Raw genomic sequence first — 17427 nt, 5'->3', positions numbered from 1 at the left:
GCGACGCGCTACTGGATGACGACGCGCGACACCCGGCGCAGCTCGGGCGCGTCGAACGCCTCGCCCCTGACCACGCCGGTGTCCCAGCGCAGGACCAGCCCCCGGCCCCGCACCTCGAGGGTGGCCAGGCTGTTGTCGAACCAGGGCCCCTCGGTGATCGTCCAGTTGAACGGCGCGGTGGGCACGCGGTCGGTGCGGGAGACGAGGAACTGCAACGGGCGGTTGAGGCCCCTGGCGAGCAGCGCCTGCGCCAGTCGCACCTTGCGGGGCAGCGGGTTGCGGATCGGGGAGCACACGGCCTGCACCACCCGGCTGGCGCCGGCACCGAGCTCCTCGTGGTCGATCTCGGTGACGTAGGAGTTGTGCACGTCGCCGGAGAGGAAGGTGATGGTGCCGGGCGGACGGCCCCGCTTGCCCCGGGCCACCTCGACCACCATGTCCAGCACCTTGGCGAACCCCTCCTGGAACGCGGCCCAGTGCTCGAGGTCGAGCGCCCGGCGGATGCGCTCCCCGTAGGGCTCGACCCGCTTGCCGAAGGCCCCCTCGGACATGGCCTCGTTGATCGCCTCGAGGTCGTGGATCCCCTGCGCGAGCAGGAACGGCAGCGACGTGCCGATGAAGAGGTGGTCGACATCGCCGTGCAGCTCCTTGTCGAGCCAGGCCATCTCGGCGTCGTCGAGGATCGAGCGGCGGTCGGGGTCGAGCACCCGCGCGGCCCGCGAGTCGACGACCACCAGCCGCGACTCGCCGAGGTTGCGGGAATAGCTCCAGCGGTAGGTGTCGGGGTGCTTGTCCACGCGCTCGGCCAAGGCGTCGAGCGTCTCGGTCAGGTCGAGCTCGTCCCCGCTCCCGGACTCGCGGTGCGCCACGACGAGCTGCCAGACCTCGTCCTCGGCCAGCGCCTCCGGGGAGAGGTTGCCGGCGTGCTGGTAGACCCAGTAGGACGCCAGGCCGCCGACGATGCGCTGGTGCCACCAGGGTTTGGCGTTCATCTCGAAGTGCCACTGCCGCGAGGTGTTCCAGTCGTCGCGGATGTCGTGGTCGTCGAAGATCATCGCGCTCGGCAGCGTCGAGAGCAGCCACCGGTTGAGCGGGTCGCTCCACGCCAGCCGGTAGAGGTGGGCGTACTCGTCGTAGTCCTTGAGCTCCTCGTGGGGTGGCTCCTCGAGGCTGCGCCGGGAGGCGATGAACTCGCGCATCTCCTCGGAGGTCTCGTCCGCGTAGACCTGGTCGCCGAGGAAGCAGACGAGGTGGGGCCACTCCGTCGGGCTGGTCCGGCTCAGGTGGTAGGCGTAGGCGCGCAGGGCGTCGACGCCGTTGCTGGCGTTGCCCTCCGCGTCGTGGGGCACGCTCGTGCGGCACGAACCGAACGCCATCCTCGTCGGGCGCGCCTTCACCAGGCAGTGGATGCGGCTCGGCGGCAGGCCGGGGAAGCGCGGCTCGGGCTCGGGCCAGACGACCTCGCCGTCGATGGCCACCTGGTACTCGCTGGACGAGCCGGGCTCGAGGCCGTCGAGCACCAGCAGCGCGTAGTGGTGCCCGTGCACCCCGAAGGTGGGCGCCGACCACTGGCGGCCGAAGGCCGACAGGGTCACGGTGGCGGCGGCGCGGGTCTGGACCCAGACCGTCGCACTCTCCTCACCGGCATACCGCAGCAGGGGGCCCAGCACGAGGGGTCCGGTGTCGTCCACCCGACAGTTCTACACGCACGGCCTGTGCAGGTGGGGACAAACGCCGAAGGGCGGCTCCCCGAGTGGGGAACCGCCCTCCGAGCGTGGTGCGTATGCCGTGTGGCTGGCTTGCGAGGCTAACCTCAGAAGCCCATGCCGCCCATCTCGTCGCCACCTGGCGCCATCGGAGCAGCCTTCTCGGGCTTGTCCGCGATGACGGCCTCGGTGGTGAGGAAGAGCGCCGCGATGGACGCCGCGTTCTGCAGCGCCGAGCGGGTGACCTTGGCCGGGTCGATGATGCCGGCGGCGATCAGGTCGACGTACTCGCCGGTCGCCGCGTTCAGGCCCCAACCCGCGTCGAGGTGCGTGACCTTCTCCGCCACGACGCCGCCCTCGAGGCCGGCGTTGACGGCGATCTGCTTGAGCGGGGCCTCGGCCGCGACACGAACGATGTTCGCCCCGGTGGCCTCGTCACCCTCGAGCTCGAGCTTCTCGAACGCAGCCTTGGTGGCCTGCAGCAGGGCCACGCCACCACCGGCGACGATGCCCTCCTCGACGGCCGCCTTGGCGTTGCGCACGGCGTCCTCGATGCGGTGCTTGCGCTCCTTGAGCTCGACCTCGGTCGCGGCGCCGGCCTTGATGACCGCAACACCGCCGGCCAGCTTGGCCAGGCGCTCCTGCAGCTTCTCGCGGTCGTAGTCGCTGTCCGACTTCTCGATCTCGGCGCGGATCTGGTTGACCCGGCCCTGGATCTGGTCCTGGTCGCCAGCGCCCTCGACGATCGTGGTCTCGTCCTTGGTGACGACGACCTTGCGGGCGCGGCCGAGCAGGTCGAGCTCGGCGGTGTCGAGCTTGAGGCCGACCTCCTCGGAGATGACCTGGCCACCGGTGAGGATGGCGATGTCGCCCAGCATGGCCTTGCGGCGGTCACCGAAGCCCGGGGCCTTGACGGCGACGGACTTGAAGGTGCCGCGGATCTTGTTGACCACGAGGGTGGACAGGGCCTCGCCCTCGACGTCCTCGGCGATGATCAGCAGCGGCTTGCCGGACTGCATGACCTTCTCGAGCAGCGGGAGCAGGTCCTTGATGCCGGAGATCTTCGAGTTGACCACGAGGACGTAGGGCTCCTCGAGGACAGCCTCCATGCGCTCGGTGTCGGTGACGAAGTAGTGGCTGATGTAGCCCTTGTCGAAGCGCATGCCCTCGGTGAGCTCGAGCTCGAGGCCGAAGGTGTTGGACTCCTCGACGGTGATGACGCCTTCCTTGCCGACCTTGTCCATGGCCTCGGCGATCATCTCGCCGATCTGGGGGTCAGCGGCGGAGATCGAGGCGGTGGAGGCGATCTGCTCCTTGGTCTCGACGTCCTTGGCCATCTCGAGGAGCTGGCTGGAGACGGCCTCGGTGGCCTTCTCGATGCCGCGCTTGAGGGCCATCGGGTTCGCGCCGGCCGCGACGTTGCGCAGGCCCTCGCGGACCAGCGCCTGGGCCAGCACGGTGGCGGTGGTGGTGCCGTCGCCCGCGACGTCATCCGTCTTCTTGGCGACCTCCTTCACCAGCTCGGCACCGATCTTCTCGTACGGCTCCTCGAGCTCGATCTCCTTGGCGATGGAGACACCGTCGTTGGTGATCGTGGGGGCGCCCCACTTCTTCTCCAGGACGACGTTGCGGCCCTTCGGGCCGAGGGTGACCTTGACGGCGTCGGCGAGGGTGTTCATGCCCCGCTCGAGACCGCGGCGAGCCTCTTCATCAAAAGCGATGATCTTGGCCATTCGGGTGGTTCCTCCCACGCGAATCGTGTGTGGCGACCTCGCCGTGCCCGCGACGGACGACCCGGTTCGCGCGGCTCACGTCGCACACGTTCCCCGAGCCTCACTTTGAGGCCATGAATTGTCACTCTCATACCGAGAGTGCTAACGCCCATTATTGGCACTCGCCCCGGGAGAGTGCAAACGCCTCCGCAAGCCTTCCCCGTATGCCGCCCGCACGCCCTTCGCGCGCGGCCCCAGCGCCCCTCCCGGGGCCGCGCCGCGAGATCCCACCTCTCGCACCTTGGGCCCCTCCAACGCGTGAGATCTGGGATCTCACCTGACGGGCCAGGGCTCCCTGTGGATGACGGCTGCAGGGCTCGTCGCCCATCGGACACGCTCAACCCGTGCCCAAGCGTCTCCCACCCCTGCCGCCGGTCCTCCAGAACCGAGCCTTCACCGTCGCCGAGGCCAGGCAGGCAGCGGTCAAGCGGCGCAGGCTCGACGGTCCCGACCTGCTGCGTCCCGCCTGGGGCCTGCGTTGCGCCAGCCTTCCCCACGACATCGACGGGCAGTGCCGGCTGATGTCTCTGGTCATTCCGGGGTCCTTCGCGTTCTCCCACCTGACGGCGGCCCGGCTGTGGCGCCTTCCCCTGCCGACTGACTGGCGGCTCGAGGAGCCGCTGCACGTCATGCGTGACGGCACCCCGGTGCGCCGGGCCGGCGTCATCGGGCACCGCGGACTGACCTCTCGTGACCACGAGGTGCTCAGGGGCCTGGCCGTCACCTCGCCCGTCGACACCTGGGCCGACCTCGCCGCGGTTCCGGGCCTGGGCGTCGACGACCTGGTCATCGCAGGTGACGCCTTCACCACTCGCGACGCCGATCTGCTCGCGCCCATGGTGCAGGTGTCGCAGCGGGTCGGACGGCGCGGCGGCCGCGCGCTCCGCGAGGCCGGAGCCCTGCTGCGCGTGGGAAGCGGCTCCCCCATGGAGACCCGCGCCCGACTGGCCTTCCGCCGGGCAGGTCTTCCCGAGCCCGAGCTCAATGCCGAGGTCTTCGCCGAGGACGGGCACTTCATCGCACGGGTCGACTTCCTCTGGCGCGAGGCGCGGGTCATCGTCGAGTACGAGGGCGACCACCACCGCACGGACCGGCGGCAGTGGCAGAGCGACATCCAGCGGGTGCGGCTCCTCGAGTCCCTGGGCTGGCGGGTCGTCCGCATCACCAGCGCCGACCTCCGCGGCACTGGGCTGACGCGCTTGACCGCCGAGCTCCGGCGCCTCGTGGCGTGACGCGAGATCCCACCTCTCACGCGAAGGCACGGCCCACGACGCGAGAGGTGGGATCTTCGCGGGTGAGGTCGCAGGTCAGGTTCGGGGGAACCGGAGGGTGACGACCTGGAACGGGCGCAGCGCGAGCGCGACGCCGCGCTCGCCCTCGTCCACCACCCCGGGCGTCTCCAGGGCACGCTCGAGCAGGTCCACGGCATACGCGCCGTCGTGCGGGAAGCCGACCCACACCCGCGCGGCGCAGCGCCGGCCCAGCCCCTCGTAGAGCCGCACGACCACGTCGCCGGACGCGTCGTCGGCGAGCTTCACCGCCTCGACGTACACGCCCTCGCCCTCGACGCCCACGAGCGGCTCGACCGGCTCGCCCGACCCGCGGACCGTCCGGACCGGCAGGTTGACCCGGTAGCCCTCACGGACCGCGTCACCGATCGACGCACCCGGCACGAGGCCGTAGCGCAGCCGGTGCACCCCGAGGTCGGCGACCGGGTCGGGGCTCTGCGGGGCGCGCAGCAGCGACAGGCGCACCTGCGTCGTGGTGCCGCCGCCCTCGCGGTCGCGCCGGGTGACGTCGTGGCCGTAGGTCGAGTCGTTGACCACGGCCGCGCCGAACCCTGGCTCGCCGACGTGCACCCAGCGGTGGGCGCAGATCTCGAACTTCGCGGCGTCCCAGCTGGTGTTGGTGTGCGTCGGGCGGTGCACGTGGCCGAACTGCACCTCCGCGGTGGAGCGGTCCGCGGCCACGTCCAGGTCGAAGCCTGCCTTGAGGATCTGCTCCCGCTCGCGCCAGTCGATCTCGGTGTCGACGTCGACCCGGGCCTCGCCCACCGGCAGCGTCACGAGCTGGGTGACCACCGACTGCCCGACCCGGCGCACCACCCGCACGCCGCCCTCGACCGCCTCGACCGTCTCGGCATCGGTGAGGTCGCGCACGACGTTGCGGTAGTAGGCGTCGACGTCCCAGGCGTCGAAGCGCACCGGGGTGTCGGGGTGGAGCTGCAGCAGGTTGCCCACCGACCCGGGGGCGAGCGCCTCACGACCGCTCGCCCGGTCGACGACCGACGTGAGCAGGCCCCGGGCGTCGACCCGTGCGGTCACCAGGCCGTTGTCGAGCACGAACCCGTCGCCCTCGGCCCGCACCTCCACCGGGTCGGCCCGGAGGACCGGCCCGGCGCCGAGCGCGGCCACACCGGCGCGCTCGTGGGGGCTCGCGTTGAAGGCCACGTCCACGTCGCCCGCCCCGGCGAGCGCCCGCTGCGCCTCGCCGATGAGCGCCTCGAGCTCCTCCGCGAGCGCGGCATACATCTGCACCGCCTCGCGGTGCACCCACCCGATCGAGGAGCCGGGGAGGATGTCGTGGAACTGGTTGAGCAGCACGGCCTTCCAGATCCGGTCGAGGTCCGCAGACGGGTATGCCGCGCCCGTCCGGACCGCGGCGGTGCTCGCCCACAGCTCGGCCTCGCGGAGCAGGTGCTCGCTGCGCCGGTTGCCCTGCTTGGTCTTCGCCTGCGAGGTGTAGGTGCCGCGGTGCATCTCTAGGTACAGCTCGCCCACCCAGACCGGGGCGTCGGGGTACTCCGCCTCGGCCTTCTCGAAGAACGCGTCGGGACGCTCGACCTCGACCCGGGCCGACCCGTCGAGGTCGCGCAGGCGAGCGGCCCGGGCCAGCATCTCGCGGGTGGGGCCTCCCCCGCCGTCGCCCCAGCCGAAGGGCAGCAGCGAACGGGTCGCCGCCCCCTTGTCGGAGAAGTTGCGGGACGCGTGCGCGACCTCGGCGCCGGAGACCTCCGAGCCGTAGGTGTCGGCCGGCGGGAAGTGGGTGAAGATGCGGGTGCCGTCGAGGCCCTCCCACCGGAACGAGTGGTGCGGGAAGCGGTTGGTCGTGTTCCACGAGATCTTCTGGGTGAGGAACCACCGCGACCCCGAGAGGGCGACGAGCTGCGGCAGGGCGGCGGTGTAGCCGAACGAGTCGGGCAGCCACACCTCGCGGGTCTCGATGCCCAGCTCGTCGAGGAAGAACCGCTTGCCGTGGTTCAGCTGCCGGGCCAGCGCCTCGCCGCCGGGCATGTTGGTGTCGGACTCGACCCACATGCCGCCGACCGGGACGAAGCGGCCCTGGCGCACGCGGTCGACCACGCCGGCCCAGACCTCGGGTCGGTGCTCCTTGAGCCACGCGAACTGCTGCGCCGACGACATCGCGTAGACGAGCTCGGGGTGGCTGTCCATGAGGGAGACGACGTTGGAGCAGGTGCGCGCCACCTTGCGCACGGTCTCGCGCACCGGCCACAGCCACGCGGAGTCGATGTGGGCGTGGCCGACCGCGGAGATGCGGTGGGCGCTGGCGCGGGCCGGGTCGGCGAGCACCCCCTTGAGCTCCGCGCGCGCCTCGGCCGCGGTGCCGGCGAGGTCGCCGACGTCGAGGCGGTCGAGCGCCCGGTCGAGGCTGCGGAGCACCTGCCACCGGCGCGCGTCCTCCAGCGGCAGCTCGGCCGCCAGCTGGCCCAGCACCTCGAGGTCCTGCTGCAGCTCCCACACCTCGGCCTCGAAGACGGCGAGCTCGGCGCGCTCGACGCGGTAGCGGGGCTCGCGGCCTGCGGTATCGGGGTCGCCGAGGGGCGAGGGGCGGAAGTCGAACCCGCCACCGCCGAGCAGCAGGGGGTTCGACGCCGCCTCGACGTACAGCTCGACCTCCTCGCCGCCGACGGCCTCGTCGGCGACCCGCACCCACTGGTTGCGCGGGTTCAGCCCCTTCACCGGCGAGCCGTCGGCCCGGTAGACCAGGCCCTCGACGTGGAACCCGGTGCGGTCGGGGTCGAAGCCGAGGTCGAGGCGCAGGTCCACCGGCCGCCCGGCGTGCGAGCGGGGCACCTGGGCGCGCACGCGGAACCACGTCGTGCCCCACGGCGCCCCCCAGCGCTGGCCGACGTGCGCCGGTTCGTATGCCGCGGCGAGGCCCTCCGCCACCGGCACCGGTTCGCCGGGGGCCTCCCAGCTGGCGAGGGCGACGTCCACCGGCGCCGACCACACGGCGTCCTCGACGCGCTGGAGCGTGCGGGCCAGACGTCCTTCGATGAGCTGGCGGTCGTCGTGCATGGGGTCTCCTTCGGGTCGGAGCGGGCGGAGTTCGGGGGCCAGGTGGAGGGCGGGTTCGGGTGGAGGGCAGGTGGGGTCAGGCGGCGACGGACACGATGCGGCGGTCGCTGCGCTCGAGCAGGTGCGGGCCGTCGTGGCCGGTGAAGGCGTGGCACTCCCCGCGCACGGGCGACCGTCGCCCGTCCGGGCACACCAGCATGGCGCCGTCGGCCTCGACCGCCACCCACTCGTCACCCACGTGCAGCAGCACCGGTGCGTCCGGGCCGGCCGAGATGGCGGTGCGCCCGGCCGCCATCCCGCCGAGCACGTCGCCGTCGGCACAGGCCACCCAGGTCGTGGGCGAGCCGGGCGCGGCGCCGTGGGCGGGGCGGTGCCAGTCACTGCCCCCCACGGGTGTCGGGCGACCGGCCGCAGCCCACCAGGCCAGCGGACCACCGTCGGCGAGGTCGGTCCAGGGCCAGTGCCAGACCTCGGCGAGCGCGGGCGGCTCCGCCAGGGGGTGGCGCCACGCGCAGTCGCCGGAGACCGGGTGGTTGACCGACAGCAGGCCGTCGCGATCCTGCACCACCGCGACCCACTCGTCCGCCGGCCGGCGGAAGTCGACCCAGCCGATGTCGCCGAACGCGTTGGCGTGCCCGTCAGCGGTGGTGACCTCCTGCCCGGGGAGGAGGGCGACGCCGTGCCGCAGGCCGGCGTCGGCCAGCAGGGGGTGGTGGCTGGTGGTGTTGTGGTCGGTGACCCAGAGGAAGTCCAGCCCCGCACCGGCGGCGAGGCGGGCCAGCGCGTCGACCGAGAGCGAACCGTCGGAGTGGTGGGTGTGCGCGTGGCAGTCCCCGGCCAGCCAGGTGAGGCCGTCGGCCGCCGGGAGCGCCCGGCGCGGCCGGCGGTGAGATGGTGGCACCGGGGCCGGGGCGGTGGCCGCGGGGGTGCCCCCGACGTCGACCTGGTCGACCTCGAGCGACCACTCCAGCCCGGTGTCGGGCAGGCGGTGCAGCCCGAGCACGACCTGCCAGTGGCCCGGCGGCAGGCCCCGGTCGAGGTAGCCGGGGGTCGACCACGACGGACCGACCTCGACCACGCTGCGCGCGCCACCGGACCAGCCGCGCCAGCCCTGCGGGTCGACGAGCCCGAGGTCGAGCACCCCCGACGAGCCGTGGGACCGGTCGTAGTCGAGCGTCAGGCGCAGCCCCCGGCACCGGTGGGGCACCTCGAAGGAGACGTACTGCCACACCGACTCGGCCCGGTGGTCCGGGGTCCACCGGCCGGTGAAGCGAGTCACGACCCGATCAGCTCGCCGTCGCCGTCGGCCCGGTAGAGCAGCACCCGCCCGGGCGAGGGCGCGAGGTGGGCGGAGTCACCGATCTCGGGCTCGTCGGACTCGGGGACGACCGCCCGGATGGACTGCTCGCCCGCCTCGACGGTGACGAGGACGCTGACGCCGAGGTTCTCGACGGCGCTCACCTCGCCGAGCACGGCCCCGTCCTGCGGTCCGCCGACCACCCGCACGTACTCCGGGCGCACCCCGTAGACGACCTTGTCGCCCTCGGCCACTTTCCGGGCGCCGTCGGGCACCGGGAGCCGGAAGCCACCGAAGTCGAGCTCGCCGCCGACGACCTGGGCGTCGAGCAGGTTCATCGGGGTGGCGCCGATGAAGTTCGCGACGAAGGTGTTCGCAGGCCGCTGGAAGACCTCGCGCGGCGTGCCGACCTGACGGATCCGGCCGCCCTCCATGACCGCCATCCGGTCGGCCATGGCGAGCGCCTCAGCCTGGTCGTGGGTGACGAAGACCGTCGTGACGCCGAGGGCCTTCTGCAGCTGCTTGAGGAAGGTGCGCGCCTCCAGGCGGAGGCGGGCGTCGAGGTTCGACAGCGGCTCGTCGAAGAGGAACACCTGCGGGTGGCAGGCGATGGCCCGGGCCAGGGCGACCCGCTGCTGCTGCCCGCCCGACAGCTGCGCCGGTCGGCGCTCCATCAGTGCCGCGAGGCTCAGCCCGTCGGCGGTCTCGAGCGCCCGGGCGCCCCGCTCCTCGCGCCCCATCTTCCGGATCCGCAGCGGGTAGGCGATGTTGTCGGTCACCGTCATGTGCGGGAACAGGGCGTAGTCCTGGAAGACCATGGCCACGTCACGCTCGCCCGGCTCGATGGTGGTCACGTCGCGGTCGCCGATGTGGATGCCGCCCTCCGTGGCGGCCTCGAGGCCCGCGAGGGTGCGCAGCAGCGTCGTCTTCCCACAGCCCGAGGGCCCGAGCAGGGCGAAGAACTCGCCGTCGGCGATCTCGAGGTCGACCCCGTCGACGCCGCGGACGCCGTTGGGGTACTCCTTGACCAGCCCGGTCATCGTCACGGATGCCATCAGCCCTTGATTCCTCCCTGGAAGGCGAAGCCGTACCGGCGGTTGACGAACAGGTAGAGCGCCACCACCGGCACGGAGTAGACGAGCGCGAAGGTGGAGATCAGCGCGAAGTTGGGCTGCCCACCGGCGTCGTAGAACGTGTACATGACCACGGCCGCCGGCTGCTTCGACGGGTTCGACAGCAGCACGTAGGGGACGAGGAAGTTGCCCCACACCTGCACGAGCGCCCACACCCCGACGGTCGCCATGCCGGGCCGGATGACGGGCAGCACGACGTGCCGCAGGATCTGGCTCGGCGAGGCCCCGAAGACGCGGGCCGACTCCTCGTAGGACCGGGGGATCGAGTCGACGAAGTCCTTGAGCATGAAGACCGCTGCCGGCAGCAGGCCGCCGCTCAGCACCAGCACCACCCCGACCTGCCGGTCGATGAGGCCGAGCTGGAAGAGCATGAGGAAGATCGGCACCATCGCCGCCGTGCCGGTGACGATCGAGCTCAGCAGCAGCAGCGCGTAGAGGAGCTGGTCGCGGCCCGGGATCCGGACCCGGCTGAGGGCGTAGGCCGCCAGCGCGGACAGCGCGATGACCAGCACCGCCGAGCCGACTGCGAGCACGAGCGAGTTGCGGATCGAGGGCCAGGTCTGCGGGTTGGCCAGCAGGTCCTCGAAGTTGGCGAGCGTGAAGCCCGACAGGCTCGCCCGGTAGGACGGCGCGGGGGAGAACGGCGTGAGCACCAGCCACAGCAGCGGGAGCGCGAAGAAGACGACGAGCAGGCACAGCGCGGCATACGTCACCGCCTTCCCGGCGACGAGCCACACCGCTGCCCGGGCGGCGCCGGGACTGGTCGCGGCGCTCATGCCGCCTCCTTCTCACGGGTGCGCAGCAGGCGGATGTAGGCCACCGCGATGACGAGGTTGGCCAGGAGCAGCAGCAGCGAGATGGCCGAGCCGTAGCCGAGCTGGCCGCCGATGATGGCCTCCTTGTAGATGTAGACGGGCAGGATCTCCGACTCCCGGTTCGGCCCTCCCCCGGTCAGCAGGTAGGGCGAGAAGTCGTTGAAGGTCCACAGGGTGATCAGCAGCGTGTTCGTGAGCACGTGCCGCTTGACGGTCGGGAGCACCACGTCGCGCAGCTGCTGCCACCGGCTGGCGCCGGCCATCCGGGCCACCTCGAGGTGCGAGCGCGGCACGGTGGCGAGCGCGGCGGTGTAGAGCAGCATCGAGAACGCCGTGCCGCGCCAGATGTTGAAGATGATGATGACCGCCATCGGGTGGTCGAGCGCCCACGCCATGTCGGTGGTGCCGAGCAGCGCGTTGAGGGTGCCGTTGCGGCGGTCGAGCAGCGCCTGCCAGAGGAAGGCCACGACCGAACCGGGCAGGATCCACGCCAGCAGGACGAGCACGGTGACGGTGCCGCGCACCGCTCGGCGGGCACCGCTGAGGAACCACGCCAGGGCGAAGCCGAGGACGTTCTGCCCCAGCACCGCCGAGCCGCCGACGAACAGCAGGGTCAGCCAGAGCGACTTCAGGAACGCCGGGTCGGACAGGGCGCTGGTGTAGTTGCCGAGCCCGACGAAGACGGGGGCCTGCGCACCGGCGCCGGTGAGGCTGTACTCGAGGAGGCCGAGGTAGAGCGTCCAGGCTGCGGGGAAGACCAGGAACACCCCGACCAGAACCAGCGCCGGCGCGACGAACGCCATCGCGCGGCCCCGGCCGAGGCCGACGACGTCGCTGTCCTGCCGGGCGCGGCGCCGGCGGGTCGTCGAGGACCCGCCGGGCGGCCCCGGAGTGGTCTCCGGGGCCGGCCGGAGGTCAGCTGTTTGCGACGCGGTCTGCACCAACGGCCTTCTCCAGGGATGACGCGAAGGTCTTCGCGGCCTCGTCGGGGCTCTTGCCCGAGACCACGTCGGCCGTGGCCTGCTGGATGGCGAGCGAGACCTCGTTGTACTTCTCGTCGGACGGCCGGTAGGTCGTCAGCGGCAGGACCTCGGAGGAGATGAAGCTCAGCAGCGGGTCGTTCTTGAGGGTCTCGGCGTTGACGTCCGCGCGCGCCGAGATGCGGATCTGCGCCTTCGACAGCTCGGTCTGCATCTCCTTCGACGCCATGAACGCCATCAGCTCCCACGCCTGCTGCGGGTACTTCGTCTTCGGGTTGAGCATCCAGCCGGCACCGCCGGAGCCGCTGACGAAGTCCTGGCCGTTCACGCCCGCACCGGGCTGCTTCGCCGGGATCTTGGCCCAGCCGACGACCTCGTTGCGGTCGGGCATCGACGTGGTCGCGCAGTTCTCCTTGTCGGGGCAGATGACCGAGCGCCAGAAGTAGTCGCCCTCGGCGAGGATGCCGATCTTGCCCTTGCTGAACTCGGCGAAGGACTGGTCGCGCCCTGCCTTGTCCTGCTGCATGCGGGGGTCGCCGAGGCCGGTGCCGTAGAGCTTCTCGTAGAAGCCGAGGACGTCCTTGACCCCCTGCGTGCTGCCCTGCCACTTGCCGCTGGAGTCGTCGTAGAGGGGCTTGCCGGTGCCGGCCAGCAGCGGCAGGAAGCCCTGGGCCGTGGTGGCCTCGCCCATGGGGACGCCGGCATTGATCTGGATGGGGGTGACGCCCTTGACCTTCTTGAGGGCCACACCGGCGGCGAAGATCTCGTCCCACGAGGTCGGCTGCCAGTCGGTGGGCAGGCCCGCCTGGGCGAAGAGCTTCTTGTTGAAGTACAGGACGCGACCGTCGGTGCCGTTCGGGATGCCGTAGAGCTGGTCCTTGTAGGTGAGGTTCTGCTGCACGGCCTCGGAGATCTGCGACCAGCCGTCCCAGCTCTTGGCCTTCTCGCCCACGACGTCGTCGAGCGGCTTCACGTAGCCGGCGCTGGCCAGCTCCCCGAGCCAGATGCCGTCTGCGGCAAAGACATCCGAGCCGCTGCCGGTCTTGAGGTTGAGCTCGAGCTTGGTCTTGTACTGCTCGTCCTCGACGCCGGCGCCGTTGAAGGTGACCTTGGCGGTCACGCCCTTGGCCTTCTGGGCCTCGACGAACGCGGGGATGACCTTCTCGGAGATCCAGCTCGCCTCGGCCGAGTTCTTGCCGCCCACGACTCCGTTGGAGCTGATGACGAGCGTGACCTCCTTGGCGTCTGCGTTGGCATTGGGATCGCTGGCGTCCTCGGCGCTCTTGGCGCCGACGCACCCCGAGAGGGCGACGGCGGCGGCCAGGCCGGAGACGACAAGGGTGGAGCGGGACGGTAGACGCATCGAGCAGACCTCCGCAGGCAGGTGTCGCCGGCGCCGGGACGCCGACCGCGGATCCCCCTTGACCCGCGGCCACGACCCTGCCACAGAGTTTTCTCGCGGTCTACGGTGACTTACTGTCAGTTTGTCACCCCGCGGGTGGGCGGAGCGGTGCTCAGAGCAGGGCGCGCAGGGCGGCATCGGCCTCGGAGGTCACGGGGTCGTCGAGGTCGGCGACATAGACCGCGTATGCCGTGCGGGCCGGGTTCGAGCGCAGCTCGGCGAGGACGTGGCGCCAGGCCGCGAGGTTCGGGTGGTCGACCGTCGTGCACGCCTCGGCGGGCTGGAGGGCCTCGGCCGCCACCTCGAGCTGGGCGCCGGTGAGCTCGAGGGTCGCCGTGGAGCCGTCGTGGCCGAGCACCTTCGCCAGCACCACGGCCGGGAGGTTGTGAGCGCCCCCGGGGCGGTTGACGTGAGGGAAGTCCGGCTCGGGCGAGCTCGACGCGGAGCTGATGCCGACGGCATACGCAGTGGGGGCCTGCCAGCCGGGGATCGTGGCGGCGACCTGCTCCTTGATCGCCTTCAGGCCCTCGGGTGTGCTCCAGTCCGGTGCGCTCATGCCCCCATCCTGCCCCGGACCGACCACCGGGGCGCGAGCCGACAAGGCCCGCGCCCCGGCGCGTGAGGTCAGGGGTTGACCGAGGTGGAGGCGGTCTTGAAGGTGCCGAAGTAGCCGTAGGCCCGGTCGTCGGCGTCGTCGTCGAAGCCCATCGCGCCGATGGTGCCCGACAGGGCGCCCTCGCGTGCGGTCTCGGTGCGCCGCGTGGTGAAGCGGTTGCCCTGGTCGTCGGTGTACTTGTCGTAGACGGTGCTGGTGAAGGTGCTGCCGAAGCCGGTCCAGGTGATGTTGGCCATCGGCTGGGCCGTGGTGCCGCCGTCGTGGTTGGCCACCTCGAGCGGGCCGGTGAGCGTGGCCTTGCTGAGCTTGCGGTCGACGGTGAGCGTGGCCGGCCCGGCGCTGTAGAGGTAGCGCTGCGACTCCACGGCGCACTCGCTCTCCGGGGGCTCCTCGCCGTGGCCACCGCCGAACATCGGGGGCAGCACACCCTCGGGGCACGTCCAGTCGGTGATTTCACCGAAGACCATCGGGTTCCTGTCCCCCTCGACCCGCAGCCAGCCCACGTGCGCGTTGCCGCCGACCCCCGGAAGCTCGCCCATCTCGAGCCAGGTGGTCTCGGCGAACGAGCCGCTCGAGCGCTCGGTCCAGCGGGTGCCTGCCTGGGCCGGGGCCGCGGCGAGCGCCAGCGGCACCGCAGCGACAACTGCCGCTGCAGCAATCTTGGTGGTGAGCGACATTCGCGTTCCTTTCATCGTGCCCAGCGATCGTCGGGCAGTGGGCTCCGCCGGGGCGGCGGAGGGTTCTCGGGTGCTGTGGCGCAGGCGTGTCGGGTCACCGGGGCGCCCGCCACGCGCACTCACTTCCGGGTGCGCAGGCGGGCCAGGACGAGGGCGCCGACCTGGTCGCCCTGGGCCTTGCCGTTCTCGATGCCCATCGGGAAGTGGATTCCGCCGTAGAGCCGCGACTGGGCGGCCTCGTTCGCGGCGTGGTGGAAGGAGTCGAACGAGCGGGCGGGCAGGCCCCGGTCACGGTGGCTGTCGTCGATGTAGGCGTTGGTGCCCAACAGCTCGGTCAGGACCGTGGAGGCAGCCCGCGAGGCGACCGAGTGGCCCGAGGTGTACTCCGGGAACTGGGGGCTGTTGACGAAGGTGACCCACTCGGGGTCGATGTGACGCCGCACGTAGGTGCTGGGCCGCAGCAGGTTGAAGCGGTACTTCCAGGTCCAGCAGTTGAGGAAGGCGTCGTGGAGGGTGACGCCGAGACGCGCGTAGGCCTCGAGCGGGGTCGGCCAGCGACAGGCCACGGGCCCGGGCGACCTGGGCGACCGTGAGCATCCAGTGGCCGGACGGCAGGCCCGACAGCAGCGGGTTGTCGGTCCAGAACCGTGCGATGGCGCGCTGCTCGTCGGTGAGCGTCTTCGAGGTCTGGTAGACCGCGTTGGCCTGCTGCCAGAACGCCGACCCCGGCTCGGTGGAGAAGGGGACGTGGGCGACGGGGCGCACCTCGTCGGCGCTGCGCAGCACCATCGGGCGGACCTGTGACCAGTAGGGCTCGACGGCCGGACGGAAGTTGGGGTGCGTCGGCTCCCACAGCGACTCGCCGACCGGCGGGGTGTAGGCGCGGCCCGCGATGGCGGCGCTGCCGTCGTCGGCCAGCCACCGCGCGATGGCCCCGCCGACCGCCTGCCCGTGGCGGAGGGAGTTGGCAACGGTGCCGCGGTGCACCCCGCCCGCCCGGCGCTGGGCCACCTGCGCGGCGTGCAGGGCGTCGAGGGTGTCACGGTTGGCCTGCGCGGCGGTGGCGTAGACGGCCCGGGCGACGGCGAGCGCCGAGGCCGAGAGCGCGACGGGCCAGTCGATGGCTCCACTCGGTCGAGGAAGCGGGCCGAGCGCGGTCAGCTGGCCGCCGAGGGAGCGGTGCCGCGGCATCCCGCCGACACAGGCCTCGTACATCGCCAGGGCGAGGTAGTGGTAGCAGCGCGCCGCCTGGGTGGGCGAGGGACCCTCGCGCCAGGTCAGGTCGTAGCAGGTCTGGACCCACGCGCTCGCCCACTCCGGCGAGAGCCGCTCCACCGCCGCCTGCGGACCAGCCGCGGCGTCGGCCGCCGCCGGAGCGGCGCCCCAGGTCGCGGCGCCGAGTACCGTGGCACCCAGTGCGGCCCCGCCGGCGATGAAGACCCGGCGCGACGGATGCCCCGCACCAGCGCATGACTGACCTGCACGACCCATGTCGCGTTCCCCCTGCTTCCCCCTCGGATGCGGATGGCACCGTTGCCCCCGCCACCCGTTGAGACGCGAGTATGGGGCCGAAGGTTGCCTGCGCGCCGGAGAAATGGCGATTCGTTCACCCGGTGCCGCCGCCCGTCCCGGCCATCCGCGAGCCGAAGCCGGCTCGAAGGACCCGAATCAAGCTGTGGCAGAGGGGAATGCGTCGCGCCAGGAGCGGATCTCACCACCGGGGGTGACGACGGACGTGGCCGCGAGCATGGCGTGCCCGACGGCCCGGGTCACGCAGTCCCCGGCGGCCGCCATGAGGTCGAAGAGCCCGGGAAGGTCGGGAGTGGGGCGCGCCCCCGTCGCCAGCGTGAAGAGGGTGTCGCCGTCGAGCAGCGTGTGCACGGGGTTGACGGCCCGCGCCAGGCCGTCGTGACCGAGACCGCTGACCTTCTGGCACTCGGCCTTGGTCAGCGTGGCATCGGTCGCGATGACGCCGATGGTCGTGGCCATGCCCGGCGCCAGCGGCGCGCGGTGCGCCTCCTCGGCCGCCCGGGCCCTCGCCGCCTCGACCTCCGCGAGCGCCGGCACCCCGATGCCCGCGAATTCACCGGGCAGCCCGTGGCGCACCGCGAGCAGCTCGCCGGTGTCGGGGTGCACCGGCAGGCCCCAGGCGTTGACCGCGACCAGCGCAGCCACGCTGGTCCCGTCGTCGAGCACCGCGCTGGCCGAGCCGATGCCGCCCTTGAGCCCGCCCGCCCGCGCCCCGGTGCCGGCCCCGACGCAGCCCTGCCGCACCGGACCGGCGTCGGCGTCCTGGCAGGCGGCGCGCCCCTCCTCGACCCCGGGGTGGTTGCCGAACTCGCCGCCCCGGCCGAGGTCGAAGAGCACGGCTGCCGGCACGATCGGGACCACCTCCCCCGGCTCGCCCATCGGCCAGCCCGTGCCCGCGGCGTACAGGTGCTGGCAGACGCCGTCGGCGGCGGCGAGGCCGAAGGCGCTGCCGCCGGTGAGCACGATCGCGTGCACGCGGTCGACGAGGTTGCGCGGGTCGAGCAGGTCGGTCTCGCGGGTGCCGGGGCCACCGCCGCGCACGTCGACCCCCGCCACCGCGCCCTCCGGGCCGGGGAGCACCACGGTGGTGCCGGTGAGCCAGCCGTCGCCGGTGCGGGTGGCGTGACCGACCCGTATGCCGCCGACGTCGGTGAGCGTGTTGGTGGGGCCGGGACGCACG

At 72.2% G+C, this 17427-nt stretch carries 13 protein-coding genes; 1 reads left to right on the top strand and 12 read right to left on the bottom strand.

Translation table 11 applies throughout. From position 1 onward, the window contains the following. Window positions 1–8 precede the first annotated feature (8 nt). Window positions 9–1691 (bottom strand): alkaline phosphatase D family protein, encoded by a 1683-nt coding sequence (locus P0Y31_RS05285; protein ID WP_275867016.1) that lies wholly within the window; start codon window positions 1689–1691, stop codon window positions 9–11. A 122-nt stretch (window positions 1692–1813) separates the two neighbouring features. Beyond that, window positions 1814–3439, bottom strand: coding sequence for a chaperonin GroEL (gene groL / locus P0Y31_RS05280; RefSeq protein WP_275867014.1), 1626 nt, complete (start codon window positions 3437–3439; stop codon window positions 1814–1816). 383 nt (window positions 3440–3822) lie between these two features. Here groL and P0Y31_RS05275 point away from each other — a divergent pair, with 383 nt between their 5' ends. Beyond that, the gene (locus P0Y31_RS05275; protein WP_275867012.1) at window positions 3823–4710 is read left to right on the top strand and encodes a DUF559 domain-containing protein; all 888 of its coding nucleotides are present in this window, start codon (window positions 3823–3825) and stop codon (window positions 4708–4710) included. Between the two features lie 75 nt (window positions 4711–4785). Here the strand turns inward: P0Y31_RS05275 and P0Y31_RS05270 are convergent, their stop codons facing one another. The 10 genes from P0Y31_RS05270 to P0Y31_RS05225 form a co-directional block, all read right to left on the bottom strand. Continuing rightward, window positions 4786–7797, bottom strand: a complete 3012-nt coding sequence (locus tag P0Y31_RS05270; RefSeq protein ID WP_275867009.1) for a glycoside hydrolase family 38 C-terminal domain-containing protein — start codon at window positions 7795–7797, stop codon at window positions 4786–4788. Between the two features lie 76 nt (window positions 7798–7873). Further along, window positions 7874–9076, bottom strand: a complete 1203-nt coding sequence (locus P0Y31_RS05265) for a CehA/McbA family metallohydrolase (RefSeq protein WP_275867007.1) — start codon at window positions 9074–9076, stop codon at window positions 7874–7876. After that, entirely contained in the window at window positions 9073–10149 is a 1077-nt protein-coding gene (locus P0Y31_RS05260) for an ABC transporter ATP-binding protein (protein WP_275867005.1), read from the bottom strand. The genes P0Y31_RS05265 and P0Y31_RS05260 overlap by 4 nt, the downstream gene beginning before the upstream one ends. Then, a complete protein-coding gene (locus P0Y31_RS05255) occupies window positions 10149–11003 on the bottom strand; it encodes a carbohydrate ABC transporter permease (protein WP_275867003.1) in 855 nt (284 codons plus the stop codon). Before P0Y31_RS05255 ends, P0Y31_RS05260 begins: the two co-directional genes overlap by 1 nt. Continuing rightward, window positions 11000–11983: a sugar ABC transporter permease gene (locus P0Y31_RS05250; protein ID WP_275867001.1), complete on the bottom strand. Its 984-nt coding sequence runs from the start codon at window positions 11981–11983 to the stop codon at window positions 11000–11002. Before P0Y31_RS05250 ends, P0Y31_RS05255 begins: the two co-directional genes overlap by 4 nt. After that, a complete protein-coding gene (locus P0Y31_RS05245) occupies window positions 11958–13385 on the bottom strand; it encodes an extracellular solute-binding protein (RefSeq protein WP_275866998.1) in 1428 nt (475 codons plus the stop codon). Before P0Y31_RS05245 ends, P0Y31_RS05250 begins: the two co-directional genes overlap by 26 nt. A gap of 151 nt (window positions 13386–13536) precedes the next feature. Continuing rightward, a complete protein-coding gene (locus P0Y31_RS05240; protein ID WP_275866996.1) occupies window positions 13537–13980 on the bottom strand; it encodes a hypothetical protein in 444 nt (147 codons plus the stop codon). A gap of 68 nt (window positions 13981–14048) precedes the next feature. Continuing rightward, window positions 14049–14717: a hypothetical protein gene (locus tag P0Y31_RS05235; RefSeq protein ID WP_275866994.1), complete on the bottom strand. Its 669-nt coding sequence runs from the start codon at window positions 14715–14717 to the stop codon at window positions 14049–14051. A gap of 119 nt (window positions 14718–14836) precedes the next feature. After that, window positions 14837–15160, bottom strand: a complete 324-nt coding sequence (locus P0Y31_RS05230; protein ID WP_345803612.1) for a hypothetical protein — start codon at window positions 15158–15160, stop codon at window positions 14837–14839. A 1225-nt stretch (window positions 15161–16385) separates the two neighbouring features. Then, a complete protein-coding gene (locus P0Y31_RS05225; protein WP_275867118.1) occupies window positions 16386–17426 on the bottom strand; it encodes a P1 family peptidase in 1041 nt (346 codons plus the stop codon). Window position 17427 lies beyond the last annotated feature (1 nt).

This window comes from Knoellia sp. 3-2P3, assembly GCF_029223115.1.
Taxonomy (GTDB): domain Bacteria; phylum Actinomycetota; class Actinomycetes; order Actinomycetales; family Dermatophilaceae; genus Pedococcus_A.
Note: the sequence above shows the minus strand (reverse complement) of the source record. Positions and strands in the feature narration are given on the sequence as shown.

Excerpts from the sequence above, each read along its gene's own strand:
- P0Y31_RS05245 (WP_275866998.1), bottom strand. The coding sequence starts at position 13,385 with ATGCGTCTACCGTCCCGCTCCACCCTTGTCGTCTCCGGCCTGGCCGCC.
- P0Y31_RS05270 (WP_275867009.1), bottom strand. The coding sequence starts at position 7,797 with ATGCACGACGACCGCCAGCTCATCGAAGGACGTCTGGCCCGCACGCTC.
- P0Y31_RS05240 (WP_275866996.1), bottom strand. The coding sequence starts at position 13,980 with ATGAGCGCACCGGACTGGAGCACACCCGAGGGCCTGAAGGCGATCAAG.
- P0Y31_RS05260 (WP_275867005.1), bottom strand. The coding sequence starts at position 10,149 with ATGGCATCCGTGACGATGACCGGGCTGGTCAAGGAGTACCCCAACGGC.
- P0Y31_RS05235 (WP_275866994.1), bottom strand. The coding sequence starts at position 14,717 with ATGTCGCTCACCACCAAGATTGCTGCAGCGGCAGTTGTCGCTGCGGTG.
- groL (WP_275867014.1), bottom strand. The coding sequence starts at position 3,439 with ATGGCCAAGATCATCGCTTTTGATGAAGAGGCTCGCCGCGGTCTCGAG.
- P0Y31_RS05255 (WP_275867003.1), bottom strand. The coding sequence starts at position 11,003 with ATGAGCGCCGCGACCAGTCCCGGCGCCGCCCGGGCAGCGGTGTGGCTC.